This is a genomic window from Chitinophaga solisilvae, assembly GCF_009928525.1.
Lineage (GTDB): Bacteria > Bacteroidota > Bacteroidia > Chitinophagales > Chitinophagaceae > Chitinophaga > Chitinophaga solisilvae.
The window spans coordinates 643,969-663,285 of sequence record NZ_JAABOK010000002.1 but is presented as its reverse complement, the minus strand read 5'-3'; the positions used below and the strand labels follow the sequence as shown (position 1 = coordinate 663,285).

The 19,317-nt window shown below is 47.7% G+C and carries 12 protein-coding genes; 4 read left to right on the top strand and 8 right to left on the bottom strand.

From position 1 onward, the window contains the following. The first annotated feature begins 443 nt into the window (after window positions 1-443). The gene (hxpB, locus tag GWG06_RS05465) at window positions 444-1,109 is read left to right on the top strand and encodes a hexitol phosphatase HxpB (protein WP_158631626.1); all 666 of its coding nucleotides are present in this window, start codon (window positions 444-446) and stop codon (window positions 1,107-1,109) included. A gap of 14 nt (window positions 1,110-1,123) precedes the next feature. Further along, window positions 1,124-1,888 (top strand): cyclase family protein, encoded by a 765-nt coding sequence (locus GWG06_RS05460; protein ID WP_127043463.1) that lies wholly within the window; start codon window positions 1,124-1,126, stop codon window positions 1,886-1,888. Between the two features lie 184 nt (window positions 1,889-2,072). Here the strand turns inward: GWG06_RS05460 and rpsA are convergent, their stop codons facing one another. Next, window positions 2,073-3,974 (bottom strand): 30S ribosomal protein S1, encoded by a 1,902-nt coding sequence (gene rpsA / locus GWG06_RS05455; RefSeq protein WP_127043408.1) that lies wholly within the window; start codon window positions 3,972-3,974, stop codon window positions 2,073-2,075. Between the two features lie 396 nt (window positions 3,975-4,370). Between rpsA and GWG06_RS05450 the strand changes: the two genes are divergently transcribed. Together GWG06_RS05450 and GWG06_RS05445 are read left to right on the top strand one after the other, a co-directional pair. Beyond that, a complete protein-coding gene (locus GWG06_RS05450) occupies window positions 4,371-5,249 on the top strand; it encodes a rhomboid family protein (RefSeq protein WP_160711846.1) in 879 nt (292 codons plus the stop codon). Window positions 5,250-5,283: 34 nt separating this feature from the next. Further along, window positions 5,284-6,507, top strand: coding sequence for a 4-hydroxy-3-methylbut-2-enyl diphosphate reductase (locus tag GWG06_RS05445; RefSeq protein WP_127043406.1), 1,224 nt, complete (start codon window positions 5,284-5,286; stop codon window positions 6,505-6,507). A gap of 239 nt (window positions 6,508-6,746) precedes the next feature. On the opposite strand, the gene GWG06_RS05440 is transcribed toward GWG06_RS05445, so the two are convergent. The 7 genes from GWG06_RS05440 to GWG06_RS05410 all read right to left on the bottom strand — a co-directional run bounded on the left by GWG06_RS05440 (window position 6,747) and on the right by GWG06_RS05410 (window position 19,278). Then, on the bottom strand, window positions 6,747-7,511 hold the full coding sequence (locus tag GWG06_RS05440; RefSeq protein ID WP_127043405.1) for a LytR/AlgR family response regulator transcription factor: 765 nt from the start codon (window positions 7,509-7,511) through the stop codon (window positions 6,747-6,749). A gap of 40 nt (window positions 7,512-7,551) precedes the next feature. Continuing rightward, complete coding sequence (locus GWG06_RS05435; protein WP_160711844.1) at window positions 7,552-9,477, bottom strand: tetratricopeptide repeat protein; 1,926 nt, start codon at window positions 9,475-9,477, stop codon at window positions 7,552-7,554. A gap of 630 nt (window positions 9,478-10,107) precedes the next feature. Then, a complete protein-coding gene (gene cmk / locus GWG06_RS05430) occupies window positions 10,108-10,797 on the bottom strand; it encodes a (d)CMP kinase (protein ID WP_127043403.1) in 690 nt (229 codons plus the stop codon). A gap of 83 nt (window positions 10,798-10,880) precedes the next feature. Next, entirely contained in the window at window positions 10,881-12,473 is a 1,593-nt protein-coding gene (locus GWG06_RS05425; protein ID WP_160711842.1) for a T9SS type A sorting domain-containing protein, read from the bottom strand. A gap of 9 nt (window positions 12,474-12,482) precedes the next feature. Further along, window positions 12,483-14,474 carry a hypothetical protein gene (locus GWG06_RS05420; protein ID WP_160711840.1) on the bottom strand — a complete coding sequence of 664 codons (1,992 nt, stop codon included), beginning with the start codon at window positions 14,472-14,474 and terminating at the stop codon, window positions 12,483-12,485. 71 nt (window positions 14,475-14,545) lie between these two features. Beyond that, window positions 14,546-16,261: a hypothetical protein gene (locus GWG06_RS05415; protein ID WP_160711838.1), complete on the bottom strand. Its 1,716-nt coding sequence runs from the start codon at window positions 16,259-16,261 to the stop codon at window positions 14,546-14,548. A gap of 479 nt (window positions 16,262-16,740) precedes the next feature. Further along, on the bottom strand, window positions 16,741-19,278 hold the full coding sequence (locus GWG06_RS05410; protein ID WP_127044561.1) for an ATP-dependent Clp protease ATP-binding subunit: 2,538 nt from the start codon (window positions 19,276-19,278) through the stop codon (window positions 16,741-16,743). Between the last annotated feature and the right edge of the window lie 39 nt (window positions 19,279-19,317).

Here is a 19,317-nt window from a genome sequence, read left to right as displayed (position 1 = left end):
AAAATCAAAAAGCCCCCGTTTGTCTGCGGAGGCTTCGTATAAAGGTGATTACATCAATCAGCTGAATTCATACTACACACTCCGCCGCTGTTTTACAACAGCAGCCATCATTACAGCGGTTATTCATCATCATCACGCTTGCCTCATTACCCATATTCCCTATAATTTTAGTAGAGTAATACAAAGATAGAAATGCCCTTCATCTTTCCAAAAAATATTTACGTGGGAGCAGAAAACCAGAAAAAATTAATTCCGGCGCGTATTTTATCAGAAAAAATTTTCAACCAACTGATAGATAACAACTTACAGAACACCCACTATAAAAAACCGGCATCAGGGTCATAACCTGTGATTATGCCATATAACATTTTATTATGGGAAAATGCGACCGGCCGGCAGCGGGGCGGCTGTGTTTATTATCTTTGCGGCGCAAACGGCGTATTATGATTAACACGGTAATATTTGATATGGATGGCCTGCTGGTAGATTCTGAACCTTTATGGGGCATAGCCATGCGGGAAGTATTTTCAACGGTAGGCGTTACTTTATCTCCTGAACTCACGCACCTCACTACGGGGCTGCGGACAAAAGAAGTAGTCAGCTACTGGCATAACTACTTTAAATGGGACAGCAAAAGTGCGGACCAGGTAACAGCAGAAATCATTGACAGTGTTACTGCCAAAATCATTGCTTCCGGTACGGCTATGGAAGGGCTGCATTATATCCTGGATTTCTTCGGGCAGCGCTCCTTTAAAACAGGGCTGGCATCTTCTTCCCCCCTGCGGCTGATTGAAGCGGTACTGCAGCACCTGCAGATCAGGGATAAATTCCAGGCCGTATATTCCGCTGAATTTGAAGATTACGGCAAACCGCATCCTGCCGTGTATCTTGCCTGTGCCACAGCGCTTAACAGCGATCCGCTGGACTGCCTCGCTTTTGAAGACTCTGTTACCGGCATGACGGCGGCCAAAGCTGCCCGCATGAAAACCATTGTGGTACCGGAACCGCATAACCGGCAGGACCCCCGTTATGCGCTGGCAGATATGAAGCTGGACTCGCTGCTGCAGTTCGGCGATCGGCAGCTGGAACTGCTGACAACCAAAAGATAAATCCGTCTTTTCATATGAAAATTGTTGATCTCTCCAAAACGATTGAGTACAACAGACAGGATCCCTGGTTTATGCGCGTTAAAATAAAACATAAGGCGCACCGGAAAAGCAAAATGCTGATCCGTTTTTTCCTGGGGCTTCCTGCCCGCCTGTTTCCCAAAGGCTTTGAAGGCTGGGCCGATGATAAAATCGTCAGCATGGGCGTTCATGCCACCACCCATATGGATGCCCCCTGGCATTACGCCCCTGTTGTTAACGGGCAACCTGCCAAAACCATCGATGAAATCCCGCTGGAATGGTGCTATGGCGACGGCGTAGTGATTGATATGACGCATAAAGCCGATTTCGAAGAGATCACGCTCACTGATATACAGGAAAACCTAGCCGCCACCGGCGCCATGATCCGTCCGGGTACCATTGTACTTATCCGTACCGGCCGCGATCAGTTTATCGGCACCAGCGAATATCCCATGCGCGGTACCGGCATGAGCGCAGCCGCCACCCACTGGCTGATAGATCAGGGCGTGAAAGTAATGGGTATCGATCAATGGGGCTGGGATCTGCCCCTGAAATACATGGTACAGCAGGCCAGAACCAGCGCACAGCAGGACTACTTCTGGCAGGCCCACCTCGTAGGCAGGGAAAAGGAATACTGCCACATGGAACAACTTGTAAACCTCGGCGCACTACCCCCCTACGGCTTTAAAGTAGCCGTATTCCCCCTGAAAATAAAAGGCGCCAGCGCGGCCCCGGCACGCGTGGTAGCCCTCTTTGAATAATTTTGTTATTTTATTATTTGGGATTTGGTTATTTAAAATGCAGCGAAGACCTAGACTTAGATCTTCGCTGCATTTTAAATAACCAAATCTCAAATAATAAAATAATAAAATGCACCAGTTCAAGTAACAAAAAAAGGCCGTTCCGAAGGAACAGCCTTTTTTGTTATTTGAACTGGTGCAGGTCTTACTGAGCGGATTTTTCTTCGCCGCCTTCAGACTGTTTCAGTTTTTCTCTCAGTTCAGCTAAAGCACCCAGGTCACCTAAAGTAGCTTTTTCTACTTTACCCTGAATGTTTTTCACTGCTTTACGGGTTTTGTCAGCTTCAGCTCTCTTCTCTTTAACAACAGCTTCTTTTTCTTCAGCCTGTGCTTTTTCCCATACTCTTGTGTGAGAAACCAGGATACGTTTTTCGCTGCGATCGAATTCGATGATCATGAATTCTTTCACGTCTTCAACGTTAATTGGTTTTTCGTCTTCCGTTCTCAGGTGACGTGCAGGAGCGTAAGCTTCCAGACCATACTGCAGTTGAACAGTAGCGCCTTTTTCATCTTTCTTCACAACGGTACCTTCGTGTACGGAGTTGATCGGGAAGATAGTTTCGAAAGTGTTCCATGGATCTTCTTCGATCTGTTTGTGACCCAGGCTCAGCTTACGGTTTTCTTTATCAATACCCAGGATAACTACATCTATTTCGTTACCTACTTTAGTGTATTCAGACGGGTGGTTGAAACGTTTGATCCAGCTCAGATCAGAGATGTGGATCATACCGCCGATACCGGTTTCCAGTTCTACGAACACGCCATAAGGAGTGATGTTTTTCACGATACCTTTGTGACGGCTTTCAACCGGGAATTTAGTTTCGATAGTAGACCATGGATCTTCTGTCAGTTGTTTGATAGACAGAGACATTTTACGCTCTTCTTTGCTCAGGGTAACTACCACTGCTTCGTATTCTTCGCCTAATTTGAAGAATTCCTTCGCGTTGATAGGAGTTGAAGCCCAGGAGATTTCAGAAACGTGTACCAGACCTTCTACGCCAGGCATGATTTCCAGGAAAGCACCGTAATCTTCGATGTTCACTACTTTACCTTTTACTTTAGCACCTTCGGTGATTGTAGCTGGTAAAGTATCCCACGGATGAGGAGTCAGTTGTTTGTAGCCCAGGCTTATGCGACGTTTTTCGTCATCGAAGTCAAGCACAACAACGTTGATTTTCTGATCCATCTGCAGTACTTCGCTTGGGTGGGAGATACGGCCCCAGCTGATATCGGTGATATACAGCAGACCGTCCAGACCGCCCAGGTCGATGAACGCACCGAAGTCGGTGATATTTTTGATAGTACCTTCCAGTACCTGGCCTTTTTCCAGTTTGGAGATAATATCCACTCTTTGTTGTTCGATATCGCTTTCGATCAGCGCTTTGTGAGAAACGACAGCGTTGCGGATGGTTTCGTTTACTTTCACCACCTTGAACTCCATAGTTTTGCCAACGAACTGGTCGTAATCGGTAACAGGTTTCACGTCGATCTGAGAACCTGGCAGGAATGTTTCCATACCGTAAACGTCTACGATCAAGCCGCCTTTGGTTTTGCTGGTAACGGTACCGGTAACCACTTCGCCTGTTTTGTAAACTTCCACGATTTTTTCCCATGCACGTTTCTGGCGAGCCTGTTTACGGCTCAGGTGCAGGTTACCATCGCGGTCTTCTTTTTCTACTACCAGCACTTCCACTTCGTCGCCGATTTTCAGACCGGGAACATCGCGGAATTCGTTCAGGGAAATCAAACCATCAGATTTGAAACCGATGTTGATTACCACGTCTGTGTTGGTGATACCTACTACAGTACCAGTCAGCAGACTGTTTTCTTCAAACACTTTGAAGGTGCTGTCGTAAGTCTGGTCGTACTTTTCTTTTTCAGCTTTGCTGTAAGAAGAAACGTTACGTTTGTCTACGCTCCAGTCGAAATCGTCGTGAGCGGTAGCTGCTACAGGAGCCTTTTGTGTCGCTGTTTCTGCCACAGGAGCTGTTGCCTGCGGAGCCTGTTGTTCAGCGTTTTGTTCGTTAGGAATGTTGTTTTCACTCATAAAAAAAATTGGTATTTTAATCCGGAATACCCGGACTCCCTGTTTTATGGGACGGCAAAAATACGACATTTTACCCGTTTTTCCCTATTTTTTGCGAAGAAAACCAGGCTCCCGCTGATATTTTAACGTGATTTTCAGATATTTTTAAAACATATAGCTGAAAAATATCTTGTGAGAATATTTTCTATTGTTAGTATTCCCTCCTGTTTTTGCTGCTGACACAACCGGAACACGAAAAAATTGTTAATAGAGGAAGATGTTCAAAACAGCATATCAACCAATGAAAAAACCTGGCGTAAAAAGCTCCGGCGCACCCTGACAGTTGCAGTTATCATGCAGCGGAAAGCTTTAAATTTCGTGTACTTAAATCCCGGATTTTTACTTTAATTTGTGTATATGAACGGGACTTCATTTCAATCGGATATTCGCTACTGGCTCAGACAAGGCAATACAGTTAATCATTTGCTGCTGTGGAATATTATTATTTTCCTCGGGATCAAAACACTGGAAGTAATACAAACATTTTCACCCGGTAATACTGCCTTTGCCTGGACCTTTGAGCAGCTGGCGCTTCACTCACATCCCGGCACTTTCCTGATTAAGCCCTGGGGGCTTATCACCTACATGTTTACCCATGTGGGCATCTTCCATATTTTCTTTAACATGCTTAACCTGTACTGGTTCGGTAATCTATTCCGGGGCTTCCTGGGCAACCGGCGGATATTGCCGCTATACCTGCTGGGCGGTATCGCCGGCGGCGTACTGTACCTGTTATGCTATAACCTTTTCCTGGGCAGCACCGATGCCGTGATGATCGGCGCTTCCGCCTCCGTGATGTGCATTCTGGTAGCCTGTGCCACCCTGATGCCAAACTACGAGATAGGCCTCCTGTTTCTGGGCTCCATCCGCCTGAAATGGCTGGCACTGGCCCTGATAGTACTGGGGCTGGTTTCCATCCCGCAGGGCAACCTGGGCGGCATCATTTCCCATATGGGAGGCGCGCTGCTGGGCTTCTTCTACATACGTATCCTGCAGAACGGCACTGACCTCTGCAAACCGCTCATATGGCTCTTCGACGCCGAAACCCGCGCGGAAAGCAAAAAAAGACAGGCCCGCTTCAAACCTAAAAAATCTCCGCTGAAAGTGGTGAAAAAGCCGGATGACAACAACCAGCTTAAACTGGATCAGCTGCTCGACAAAATCAATGAGAAAGGATATCACAGCCTCAGCGCAGAAGAAAAAGCATGGTTGGATAAAGTCAGCAAGGAAAACTGATTAACTTTGCCGCTCACTCTTTCGTTTTTTACACATGAAAACATTCAATGTTCCGGTGATATATCGCAGTCCGCTGATCAGCGCTATCAAAAACCAGCGCAAACAGCAGGACCGCATGAAGAAGGACTTTTCGCCCACCCTGCTTGACTTTGGCCCATTGAAAATACTGCTGGCGCGCCATTTCGGCTTTTGTTACGGTGTAGAAAATGCCATTGAAATAGCTTTCAGAACCGTAGAGGAAAACCCCGGTAAACGGATTTTCCTGCTCAGTGAAATGATCCATAACGCGCATGTAAACAATGACCTGCTGGACCGCGGCGTTCAGTTTATCATGGATACGGCGGGCAAACAGCTGATTCCCTGGGAAGACCTGCAGGAAGACGACATTGTAATTATACCGGCGTTTGGCACCACCCTGGAAATAGAAACACGACTGCACTCCCTCGGTATCGAACCGCTGAAATATAATACCACCTGCCCTTTCGTGGAACGGGTATGGAACAAGGCAGAACAGATAGGCAAGAAGAGCTATACGGTTATTGTGCACGGAAAGCCCGGACACGAAGAAACCAGGGCCACCTTCTCTCACAGCCGCTCCAATACACCTACCGTGGTGGTAAAGGACATGGCCGAAGCAGAGAAACTCGCCGCCTATATTAACGGCACTACGCCCGCAGAGAGCTTCTACACGGTTTTTAAAGATCAGTACTCCCCTGGTTTTGATGTGACCACAGACCTGCAACGTGTCGGCGTAGTTAACCAGACGACCATGCTGGCCACAGAAACGCAGGCAATAGCGGATTATATCCGCCAGGTTATAACAGCTCATTATCAGCTTACAGAGGCTACGGTAGGCGAAAGGTTTGCCGACACCCGCGATACGCTGTGCTACGCCACCAACGACAACCAGAGCGCTGTTACCGGCATGCTCCTGGAACCCGCCGACCTGGCCATTGTAGTGGGTGGTTATAACAGTTCCAATACTTCCCACCTGGTAGAACTCTGCGAAGAAAAGCTGCCGACCTATTTCATCAGCGCCCCTGAGCATATCCATTCTGCCGGCGAAATAGACCACTACGATTTCCATCATAAACAGGTAATCCACAGTGATACTTTTTTACCAGAAAAGGAGCGGGTGACAGTACTGTTAACCAGCGGCGCTTCCTGCCCGGATGCCCTGGTCGAAGGAGTGATCCGCCGGCTGCTGTCTTTTTACGGCCTGGAACATAAAGCCGATGAAATGGCTACAGCTGATTGATTTCCGCTATTTATAATCATCTTACATATAATTATTGCACAACAAAAAAGACACCTTCCGGTGTCTTTTTTCTTTGGGGCTAATCGCGCTAGTAATGCAGAGAATAAAATCTTTATATAGTATTTAAATTGAAATCGTAATTCAAATGTAGTTCTTCTCAAAAAGTGACACAACAACCATTTATTATCCGGTAGTTTATTGACAATAACTGGCATAAAATAGAATAAAATCGGAAACCGTTAAAACTGCATAGCTTTCTTGAGAAAGTCGGCTTTCCGTCTTCTGGAAACTTCCACCTGCGCGCCATCGCTCATGAGGGCAAACCCGCCTTCTCCCTGGATATAGGACTGCATTTGCTGCAGGTTAATCAGGTGAGAATTATGTACCCGGAAGAAATCCACATCTGTCAGTAACTCTTCAAACTCTTTGAGCGGCCGGGATACCATCAGGTTTTTCTTATCCGTGAAAAAGATGCGGGTGTAATTGCCTGTAGACTCGCACCGGACAATGTTCTGCACGGGCATAAACACCAGTCCGTTGATGGTAGGCAGCGCAATTTTTTTATGCGATTGCTGCAGTGTTTTCATATTCTGCAGAAAAACATCCATGGGAGAAACAGCCGTATCTTTCAGCCGTTGCTGTTTCTTCTCCCGGCATTTCTCCAGGGCGTCCTGCAATTCCTTTACACTGAAGGGTTTCAAAAGGTAATCGAGTGCATTGAATTTAATGGCCTTTAATGCATACTGTTCATAGGCTGTAGTAAAAATGACGTCAAAGGATACCTTATCAAAGAGTTTTAACAGCTCAAACCCGTTCTGGTGTGGCATTTCCACGTCCAGAAATACCAGGTCGGGATGTAACTCATCGAGTAGTTCCTTTGCTTCCCTTACTCCTTTCGCTGATCCAACCACTTCCACTCCGGGACACTTCTTTAACAACATAGTTTGCAGGGCATCGATACAATGTTGCTCATCATCAACGATGATAGCCTTAATGTCGCTCATGCTGCGTGATTTTTAGATATAGTTTTTAGCTGTCTGCTGATTAAAAAATAAATTCAGCCGGTAATATAATGGTTACTTTGGTGCCAGCCGGTTGTCCGGCAGTATCTTCCAGGTCGGTTACTATTACTCCTGCATCTTTGTTATTGATTTTACGGATGAGATCAATGCGGCCTTCCGTTACCTTCATGCCAACCGAATTGTGCATTTTCCCTTTCTTTTCCTTTATTTCCATGGCTTTTTTCCTGCCGATGCCGTTATCGGTAATAGTACATACGAGGCTGCGGGCTTTCAGGACGATTTCGATATGGAGCATGCCCTTATCCGCCTGTTTATGTACCAGTCCATGCCAGATAGCGTTTTCCACATATGGTTGCAGAATCATGGGCGGGATAAGGACTTCTTCATCATTTATGGCCGGATCAATATGGATATAATATTCAAAGATACCATTACATCTCAAGGATTCCAGATCGAGATACAGTTTTAATGATTCAATTTCCTTATTCAGCGCTACAAAGGTATGCTGGGTATTATCCAGTATCAGGCGCATGAGCCGGGAGAATTTGGTCAGGTAGTCCGACGCTTCCTCCTGGTTATTGCTCCAGATATAGCGGTGAATGGAGCTGAGGGAGTTGAAGATAAAATGCGGATTCATCTGGGAACGCAGGGAGTTCAGCTCCAGCAGGAGGGTTTGCTTGTTGGCCTCCAGGTTACGGTGGCGGATATAAAAGAAGCCGCCTACAATGGCCATGAGCAGGAAGCCAGCCAGCGCAAATGTAAAAACCACGTTGCGTTTGGTGCGTAGCTCATTAACCATTTTATCATGTTCCAGCGTTTTGATCTGATTATCTTTTCTGTCTACCTCATAAATGGTCTGCATCTGCGTCAGCGCCATGGTCGATTTATCATTCAGGATACTGTCCTTGTACAGCAATGATTTATCTGCCGCATCCATAGAGCGTTTAAAATCCCCGCTGCTCCTGTAATCTGCTGCCAGTGCCTTATAGGCCTCCATGAGCATGGACTTGAAGCCCCAGAACGTACTCACGTCAACCGACTGCTGTATATACTTCCTGGCTTCGTCATGTTTTCCCTGTGCGCTGAGCAGCTTGCCGATGTTGAGGTAGCTTTCCGCGACATGAATTTTATCTGCTACCTTATCATTGACGGCCAGGGCTTTCTTCAGGTAATCCATGGCGGTGGCATAATCTTTCTTCTCTTTGTAGGCAGCACCGAGGGCATTATAACATATAGCCATGCCCGTAGGATTATCTATTTTCAGGTTAACAGCCAGGGAGCGGCGGTAATACTGCACTGCCAGGTCCAGTTTGCTTTGTCCCTGGTAGGCATACCCCAGATTTCCCAGGTTGATGGCCACGCCCAGGTCATTATTGCTGCTTTCTTCCAGTTGCAGGGCGCGGTCGAAATGCTTGATCGCGTCGTCATAATTTTCGGCGGTCAGCTGGATATTCCCGATGCTGTTGGTGGCTACACAGATATTGCGGACATCATTGACAGCTTCGGCTATTTTCAGGGCGTGCAGGTGGTAGTCGAACGCCTGCTGGAGTTTATCCTGCCGGCGGCAGTCTACCCCTGCATTATTGAAAGCATAGCTTATCAGCAGCGAGTCTCCGGCTTCTTCTGCATATTTAATGGCTTTTTCGTGCAGATCTTCCGCCACGATGTATTGCGACTTGTTCCTTTTGGAGGTGCCCAGTTCATTATATGCCAGGGCGAGGCCACGGGAATAGCGTAAACGCTGGGAGAGCTGCAGGGCTTCCTGCCAGAAGAGGTTATCTGGTTTAGCCGCATCGAAATACCGGGAAAACTGGCGTCCTGTTTTAATCAACAGGGAAACTTTGGTGGTATCGTTGGGTAATAGTCTGATGGAATCCAACGCCTTGTATATCCGCAGGGAATCCTGCGCCTGCGCGACCAAACCTGCTCCCAGGAGGAGCAGACACAAGAAACATACACCTTTTACAGACATGGGCGGGACAGTGTGACCACACAATTTAAACAAGAATTGTCAAATTAAGAATTATGAATTCAGGCCTTTGCCTGCATAAAAAGCGAAAGGGCGAAAGAATTCGCCCCTTCTTCCTATTAACCGAATACACCTACTGAAAACATGGAATGAACATGACATAGCATGCCACTCCACATTTCTCTTTATGCCGGGTTACAGCATAGCAGCTGTTTTCACGGCAAATGTTATTATTGTATGATTACGTTTCTATAGTCGGTTAATAGCAAAGGGTCATTGTGGATATAGTCAGGATAAGACTTTCATAAGGCAGCACATATATTGTACGCGACTTGCGCTCACAGGTTCTGTTTGTTGTCTTATTATTATATGTCAGGCGGCAGCAACACGGATTCATGCGCATAACAATATTCCACACAATACCTAAGCAGTGCTTTTCAGGAAGGATAAGGCTAATGATGTAAACCAGTCTGAACAGACATAGTAAACACACAAACAATTAATGCAGGAAATTCTTCAGGATGTGGAAAATTATTGAGATGGTATTCCTGATGGTTAACAGGAACCAAGCAAATGTATAAAAGACTTTTAACAAAAGAAAATAATATTTCAGGAAGAATGCTCCATGATGGCATCTTCCACCCATTGCATCACCAGTTCCAGCTGATTTTCGAGTGTTAACTGGCTGTTATCCAGAATAATAGCATCGTCGGCTTTGCGAAGGGGGCTTATTTCCCGGTTGGCATCAATATAGTCTCTGAGTTCCAGGTTTTGCTTTACTTCTTCTATGGTAATATTCTTGTTTTTGGCGTAGAGTTCTCTGAAGCGGCGTTCTACCCTGATAGCAATATCGGCAGTCATGAATATTTTCAGTTCCGCATGTGGAAATACGACTGTACCGATATCGCGGCCGTCCATTACGATGCCTTTGCGGGCGCCCATTTTTTTCTGCTGGGCTACGGCAAATTCGCGTACTTCTTTTACGGCAGCTACCTCGCTTACTTTTTCTGCGATGATCATTTCGCGGATGAGATGTTCTACATTTTCATCGTTGAGGAACATTTCGCTGGCGCCGGAGAGCGGGTTGCACATAAATTCCAGGTGAATGTCTGCCAGAGCGGCGTTCACGGCGGCGCTGGAGGTCCAGTCAACACGGTTCTGTAAAAAATACAGGGTAATTGCACGATACATGGCGCCGCTATCGATATACACATAGTCCAGCTTTTTAGCCAGCTGTTTTGCAAGCGTGCTTTTGCCACATGAAGAGTAGCCATCTATCGTGATGATTATTTTTTTCAAAACCTTAATTGTTGTTTATTGGATCTCCCGGAAGAAATGACCCTACAAAATTGAGGGAATTATATGAAAAAAGCAAACATTCTCTACTGCGTTACAATTACCTTGGTGGTGTATACCACTTTCTGCGTGTCTTTGTTGTAGATCACGAGGAAGTAGGCGCCGGAAGGCAGATCGCTGATATTGACATCCTTATCCCGTGCAATTTTCTCCTGGCGCATAATCTGGCTCCAGGTATCGAGAATTTGCAGGGTCAGGTCACCCCTTACGCCGCGGACGCGCACAGTAAACCTGCCGGCATTCGGGTTCGGGAATACGTCGATCTGTACAAAAGGCGGTACGGCTCTGATTTCAGAGTATACCACGCGGCCGCTGCGGGAAACGGCCTTAATGCGGTAGTAGGTCCAGTCATCGTAGTCATTCAGATCCTGGTACATATAGCTCAGCGGCACATTGCTGTTGCCGTTAAGTGCTTTGGTAGGTACGGAAGCTATAGTGGTGAAAGTTTCCTCTCTTTCGTATCTGCGTTCCACCTCGAAGCGCAGGTTATTTACTTCGCGGCTGGTGGTCCAGTCCAGCTGCACCATTACCGGCGCAATGCGGTAAGCCTCGAAGCTGAGGAAAATGGCTGGTTTCACCTTACTGATGAGTGTTGTTTTAGCGAAGTATTCGCTGCCGCCCAGGGCGGTGAATTCGCGCAGGTGCATGGTAGCCGGCGCGCCCATAGGGGTGGTCGTTAAAGTGCCTGCCTGTGGCTGGCGGATGATATAGGGCACATTATCCCATACCCCGCCGGTGAAGCGGGTAATGAAGCTGCTGTCGCGGGAGCCGGCATATGCCGGCAGCTCATCCGCATCCATATGCTGGAGGATAATGCCTGTTTCACCACCGGTATCATCGAGGCGGCGTACGTGCCAGGTTTTATTGACGAAGCTGTCCTTATAGGCGGTACCGCCTGCAGCAAAGGTATATACGCTGTCGTATGCACGGATACCAAAATAATCTGTCATGCCGGAGTGCTGAACAGCTACCGGGGAATAACTGTCGGGAGTGGAACCAACGGGGAACACCACTCTTCCGGCCGCATCGTTTATACCTGCCCGGTAGAGTGCGCCACCAGCAAAGCCGTTGCCATTCACGATAAAGCGGGTATTGCTGTAACCTGTGATGGAGCCGGCACTCTTCTCTCCTATCAGCAGATTCCATCCGTTGAGAAAAATATGTCCTTTCAGGAAGTGCAGGTTATTCCGGATTTTCAGGTCGCTGAGATCATCTAACAGCAGCCCTGCGCTGTTATCCACTGTGAGGTTGGGGAAGCTGGTTCCCTGGCGGGAAGCCAGGCTGTAGCTGCCGTATATGGTCTGCTGCCCTATGTTGCCATACAGCGGATTGGTCGCAGAAAACAGGAAGCGGCCGCCGGTACCGGAGATACCATCAGCGCTTTCATCCGGCAACGTAGCACCGTTGCCGTTAGTCCATTTTTTACTGAGGAAATATAGGGTAGCATTGGGATTGGAGCCCAGGATACCGTTGTTGGTCAGATCAGAGAATACGCCTACGCCGCCATCGCCGGGAATCCACACTGCGGATCCGGCAGGGATGTAAACGCCCTGCTGTGCGGATACGTAGAGATTCCGGCAGATGAGAAGGATAAATAGGAGGAGTAAACGTCTGATCAAAATATAAGTTTATTGGATGACTACGATGTTAAAAACGGTACCATTGGCCAGACTGGGACTACCAGTACCCTGGTTTACGATGGCTACTCTGATAGTACTATCGTCCAACACACGTGCCCAGGCTATCGTAGGTATTATAGTTGTTGAATTATCTGAAGAATTCATATCATTCAGCGGACTTACCATTACAGTAGCTGTGGCTGCATCCAGAGAAGTGGTGACGCTGCTCACATCAATATCAAAGAATATCATTCTTCTGCTGGTAAGTGTCTTACTACCGGAAGTAACTGCCCTGATCTTAATCATATTGTTGATCACGGTTCCACTCACCCCCAGTTTGAAATTCCCGCTCACATCCAGTCTTGCTACCGGGTTGTTGGTATTAACACCGATGTTTCCTCCCTGTTTCAAAAATAACCGGTAATCTCCCTGATCTGTTTCAACAAAGTTCAGTCCGTTACTTAACAGGTTCCAGTGCCATTTGGTGTTGCCGTCCTTATCCTGGAAGGCCATTACATCATTGCCGTTTGCGCGTACAATGAACGGATGCCCGTTGAAAGGAGATGCGCCGTTGAACAGAGATATGGCGTAGTTGGTGAAGCCGGCATTGACACCTTTTGTACCCCTGAACAGTTCTTTATTATTGTATTTAAGAATCATATCGTTGTCGGTAGTAGTACCGAGAAAACTGCCGGTTGCGGGATTGGCATTACCAGCGATCAGCCAGTTGGAGCCTGACGGGTTAACTGCCAGCACCACATCCCCGTTGTTATCAACAGTAAGCACCCTGGAGGGAACCGGGGCCAGATCAGCAATGGCAGTAACGGCAGCGAGGTTGCTGAGTCTTAATCCGGATAAATATTTAGGAGAAGTTGTCAGCGCAGATTTTATTTCCAGGCGGTTGCCCACTGCTCCTGTAGTAGCGCCAAAACCCAGTCCCAGACCGGATTTGGTATTATCCCAGAAGAAGTCGCCTATACTGGTACTTTGCGCCACATTCTTTGATGCATTGAGAAACAGCACACCATTGGGATTCAGCGCGCTTAAAGTAGCAGTACCGCCTACAGTAAGGTTGGTACCTACTCCCCAGGTAGATGTCACACTTCCGGAGGAGCCTTTGACAGCGCCGCCGGCAGTAACGTTACCGCCTACACGCGCATCCATACCGATATCGCCGTAGCCGCTGATATTGAAATCGGCTGACTGGAGCGTGGTACCATTTTTAATATAGCCGTTACCGGTAGCACCGGAAGCTGCTTTGGCCTCCCATTTGGTACCATTGTATGTCAGTACATCATTGAGTGCCGGCGTAAGATTGGACACATCAACGTTGAATAATTTATTGGCGTTCCATTGCGCAACACCGTTATCAGCAACGAGTTTGTTGCCGGTATTTATTTTGATGGTAGTATTATCAGGGGTGATGCCGGTAACATCACCGGAAGCAGCATTTTTACCGAGGATGCGGTCTGCAACAGTGGCGGCAGCATCATTGGTGAGGTTAAAAGTATTGGCTTTCAGCTGAGCATTGAAGGCTTTGTTGCCATCGAAGGATTGTGCAGCCGTATTTATAAAACCACGTGTGGTCAGACTGGCGTCGGGAATAGCGAGGGTGTGTACGCCGCCGCCGGGGTGAGAGAAGCCGAATGGCTTGCTGGTATTGTCAACGGTGAATGACTGGGCAGGTGTCTTATCATTATTGATAGTGGTAACCGCGTTATCGGGCACCAGTCTGGTCCAGTAGTTATTGGCGCGCACGCGGAATGTTTTATCTGATTCCAGGAAGATAATCATCCCGTCTACCGGGGAGGCAATCTGGTTGGTATCGATAATACGTGGCAGCAGCAGCGCCTGTTTTTTACTGTCCAGTTCCAGCAGCGCGGAAGGTCTGAGTGAAGTAGGATTGGCTCCCAGCTTCATTTGTTGGGCATTAACCAGGAGGGAACTGCATAAACAAAGGGAGCATACCAGTCCGTAACGCACTGTATCAATAAACTTCATAAGAAAATGATTGCATCAGAAAGGAAAGCTGACAGGAACGCCTGTCCGGCGTTCCTGTCAGTTCAATAAGATTACTTACGGATGATGTACCATGCGGAACCGCTGCTCTGCAGGGTTACAAAGGTCCAGTCATTATAGATCACGTAATCAGCAGCGGAACCTTCGATGTTGCTGCCGCCACCTTTGATGGTTACGGGCAGATCGATATCGCCGCTTATTTTCTTGATGGTATAGATACGTCCGAGGTTGGCAGCTGCTGCTTTAGGCAGGATGATAACTGCGTTACCTTCAGCAAGGATGGTATTGTCTTTATCGCCCAGTGTTTCAGTACCGGTTACTGTGCGGATGCTCATGGCAACGGAACCGGCTACATCGAGGGTAGAGGTAGTAGCGGTGAGTTTACCAACGGCCACGTTATCACGGAAATTTTTGGCGCCGGCGAAGGATTGTGCGCCGGTGCTTACCACCCCGCGTTTTTCAGCGCTGGCAGTAGCGTCTGCATCCGGGAGGTTGAAGGTAACGGAGTTGTTGCCGGTAGCGGCATCCAGGGCAATTTTAAAGTCGTTGCCTTTGTTATCGGTCAGGAATTTAATTTTTGATTCCTTTACGCTGGCGGTACCATCGGTGATTTCCTGGATAGCGCCGTCAAATGCAGCAGAGTTCAGTGTTTTCTTCTGTACGGTACCTGCGTTGGTGAGGAGTACATCATAAGAAGGCAGTACTGGTGCATCTGCAGGAGCGGTAGTGAATTTCAGCAGACCGCCCAGGGTTACATCGCCGGTGAGGTCGGAAGTACCGGATGCTTTCAGTGTTTCCAGGGAAGTTAAACCTTTAACAGTGGCTCCGTCAGCAGTGATGTTGATACCTTTTTCGAAGGTAGTCAGTGCTTTGAAAGTTTTAGCGCCGGCGAAGGATTGCGCATCTGTGGTTACGATACCTGCGTTGGTAGCGTCAGCGGCAATCATTTTCAGGCTATAGGTATTATTAACGTTATCGTACTCGAGTTTTGCACCTCTTTTAGCGTCGGCAGCAGCCACGCCGGTGATGAAGTCTTCTATTTTCAGTCCGTTCAGCGCCTGGATTTTTTTCCAGTCAGCCAGGGTCAGGAAACCGTATAACTGGCTGGCGCCGCCGTTCATGATAGGCAGGTTCAGGGTCTGGGTAGTACCGGCGGTAGTGATGTTGGCATCATTCTGACCGGTGCTTGCAGCGGTATTGAATACTACGTCGCCTGTCAGTCCGTTAAAGCTTTTCACCAGGTCGCCGAAGGCAGCGTTGTTAAGTTTTCTCTGACGGAGGGTACCATCTGTTCCCAGGATCACTACATCCAGTTCAGTAGCAGAGGCAGGGAATGAAGTTGTGCTAACCTTAAACTGGCCGCTGGCAGTCATTTCCAGGCGTTGTGCCCCATTGGTTTTGAAGATGAGGGGAGCGGGATTGGTGCTTCCTATAAAATCCGTCATAGGATCCACTTCGTTACCTTTCAGTCCCCAGCCGTTGGAGATGTTGGACCAGCCGCCGTCTTTACGTACGTACATGCCTCTGCCGGTAGGTGTGTTCAGGAAGATGATCATACCATCCGGAGGCGTAAGGCCGTTGATCGCTGAGGTGTCTGTCAGACGTGGCAGCAGGAGACCCTGGCGGGTGCTTTCCAGTTCCAGAACAGCGGATTTGTTCATTACAGTCGGGTTGTTACCAACCTTCAACTGAGCACTAGCCTGAGAGGCTACCAAAGTAACGCCGGCCATAACAGCAATGCGGGCAGCGGTTTGTAAAGCTTTATTCATAGTATAAGGATAAATAGTCAGCGCTATTCTTTTGCGCAAAGGGAACCCCACTTTTTGCTACGCAAAAAATAACAGGCTAAGTATAAGGATGATAAATAAGATTTTTCTGGTTATTCTTTTCTAAATGCCGAGGTGTACGTTCTCAACAAAATCGTTTTCGTACACAGAAAATAATAGAGGTTAAAATTTTATATATGCAAAAATAACATATAAAAATTCTTTAAAAAATGACATTATTATACCATATTTAATATTGAAAAATTATTCAGGGAGTAAATGTGCGGGGGGTACTTCTACCCTGTTGCTATCGATAGCAGGAGCTGCCATAACACGGAAAGTTCAGGCGGAACCGGTATTCGCGGGGAGTTGGTCTGTCAGGATGACTACTAACATGTTCATGTCAGGAAACCTGCCTTATTTAAGCAAAAAGCCCGTCAGGCTGTTACGCCTAACGGGCTTTGCAATATAATCAGCGTTGGTTACGCTTCTGATGATTTTTCTGATTTACTCTTGGAAGAGTTGTTTTTCAGGGTGAACACCAGTTTCTGGTTTTCTTTATCCAGATCAGCCACGAGGATATCTCCATCATGAATGTTCATGTTGAGGATTTCTTCTGCCAGCGGGTCTTCCAGATATTTCTGGATAGCTCTGTGCAGTGGTCTGGCGCCGAATTGCTGGTCGTAGCCTTTATCTGCCAGGAAGCCTTTGGCGTCGTCTGTCAGTTCCAGGCTGAAGCCCAGGGTATTCAGGCGTTTCAGCACGCTCTTCATGGTAATATCGATGATGGTGTAGATGTGTTCTTTATTCAGAGAATTAAAGATGATCACATCATCGATTCTGTTCAGGAACTCAGGAGAGAAGGTACGTTTCAGTGCTTTTTCGATCACTGATTTGGTATTCTCTTCTTCGTTTACCGCTCTGGCGCTGGTAGTGAACCCTACGCCGGCGCCGAAATCCTTCAGCTGGCGTGCTCCGATGTTGGAGGTCATGATGATGAGGGTATTTTTGAAGTCCACCTTACGGCCGAGACCGTCGGTAAGGATACCATCATCGAGTACCTGCAGCAGGAGGTTATAGATATCCGGATGTGCTTTTTCGATTTCATCCAGGAGGATAACAGAGTACGGTTTGCGGCGTACTTTTTCTGTCAGCTGACCACCTTCTTCATATCCTACATATCCCGGAGGCGCACCGATGAGTCTGCTTACAGAGAATTTCTCCATGTATTCGCTCATATCGATACGGATGAGGGCTTCATCGGAGTCGAACATGTAGCGGGCCAGTGATTTGGCCAGTTCTGTTTTACCAACCCCTGTAGGTCCGAGGAAGATGAAGGAGCCGATTGGTTTCTTCGGATCTTTCAGACCTACGCGGTTACGCTGGATGGCTTTGGTGACTTTGCTGATGGCATCGTCCTGGCCTACCACGGCGCCTTTGAGGTCTTCGCCCATGCGGCGCAGTTTCTCAGTTTCTGCCTGTACCATCCTTTTAACGGGGATACCGGTCATCATGCTGACAACTTCCGCGATGGCTTCTTCATCGATCGGGTAGCGTTTATGCTTCACTTCTTCTTCCCACATGGCTTTGGCGCGTTCCAGGTCTTCACCCAGTTTCTTTTCCGTATCGCGCAGCGCAGCGGCTTCTTCGAAGCGTTGGCTTTTTACTACTTTATTTTTTTCCTGTTTGATGTCTTCGATCTGTTTTTCCAGGTCGAGGATATTCTGCGGCACATTGATATTTTTCAGGTGTACTCTGGCCCCTACTTCGTCCAGCACGTCTATTGCCTTGTCGGGCAGCAGGCGGTCTGTCATGTAGCGGTCGCTGAGTTTCACGCAGGCGTCAATGGCAGCGTCTGTATAGCTCACGTTATGGTATTCTTCATAACGTGGTTTGATATTATTGAGGATCTGGATGGTTTCATCCACGCTGGGTGGTTCCACCATTACTTTCTGGAAGCGGCGGTCCAGGGCGCCGTCTTTCTCGATGTACATACGGTATTCATCGAGGGTGGAAGCGCCGATGCATTGGAGTTCGCCTCTGGCCAGGGCTGGTTTAAAGATATTGGAAGCGTCCAGGGAACCGGAAGCTCCGCCGGCGCCAACGATGGTATGTATTTCATCAATGAAGAGGATTACATCTCTGTTTTTCTCCAGTTCATTCATGATGGCTTTCATTCTTTCCTCGAACTGGCCGCGGTATTTGGTACCGGCCACCAGGGCTGCGAGGTCGAGGCTTACCACGCGTTTATCGAATAATACGCGGGACACCTTCCGCTGAACGATGCGCAGGGCGAGGCCTTCCACGATAGCTGTTTTACCCACGCCTGGCTCCCCTATGAGGATAGGGTTATTTTTCTTACGGCGGGACAGTATCTGGGAAACGCGTTCGATTTCCTGTTCACGGCCAACAATAGGGTCCAGGCTGCCGCTTTCGGCCAGCTTGGTAATGTCTCTACCAAAGTTATCCAGTACGGGTGTTTTGGATTTGGTATTGGTCTGTTTGGCTTTGGATGCGTAACTCTTCCTTTCGTCTTCAAACTCTTCTTCACCCGGATCGTCGAATTCGGATTTAGGGTCAGCGGATTTTACAAAGCCCAGTTCGTTTTTAAAAGTATCGTAGTCCACGTCGAATTGTTGTAGGATTTGTGTACAAACGTTTTCCTTGTTCTTCAGTATTGAGAGCATGAGGTGTTCAGTTTCCACGGTAGCACTTTTGAGTGCCTTTGCTTCGAGGACTGTTACACGGATTACCTTCTCTGCCTGTCTGGTAAGCGGAAGACTGTTGATATTAGCAATATTCTTCCCGGTCTTATCTTTAACAGCCAGTTCTACTTCTTTGCGTAATTCGTATAGGTCTACGTTCAAAGCCTGCAGAATCTTTACGGCCGTGCCTTCGCCTTCCCGGATAATACCCAGCAGCAGGTGTTCAGTACCGATGAAATCATTTCCCAGTCGTAAAGCTTCCTCTCTGCTGAAAGAAATGATCTCCTTAACTTGCGGTGAAAAATTCTGGTCCATTGTGAGAATATTAGATGATCAAAAACCCTTACGGGGGCT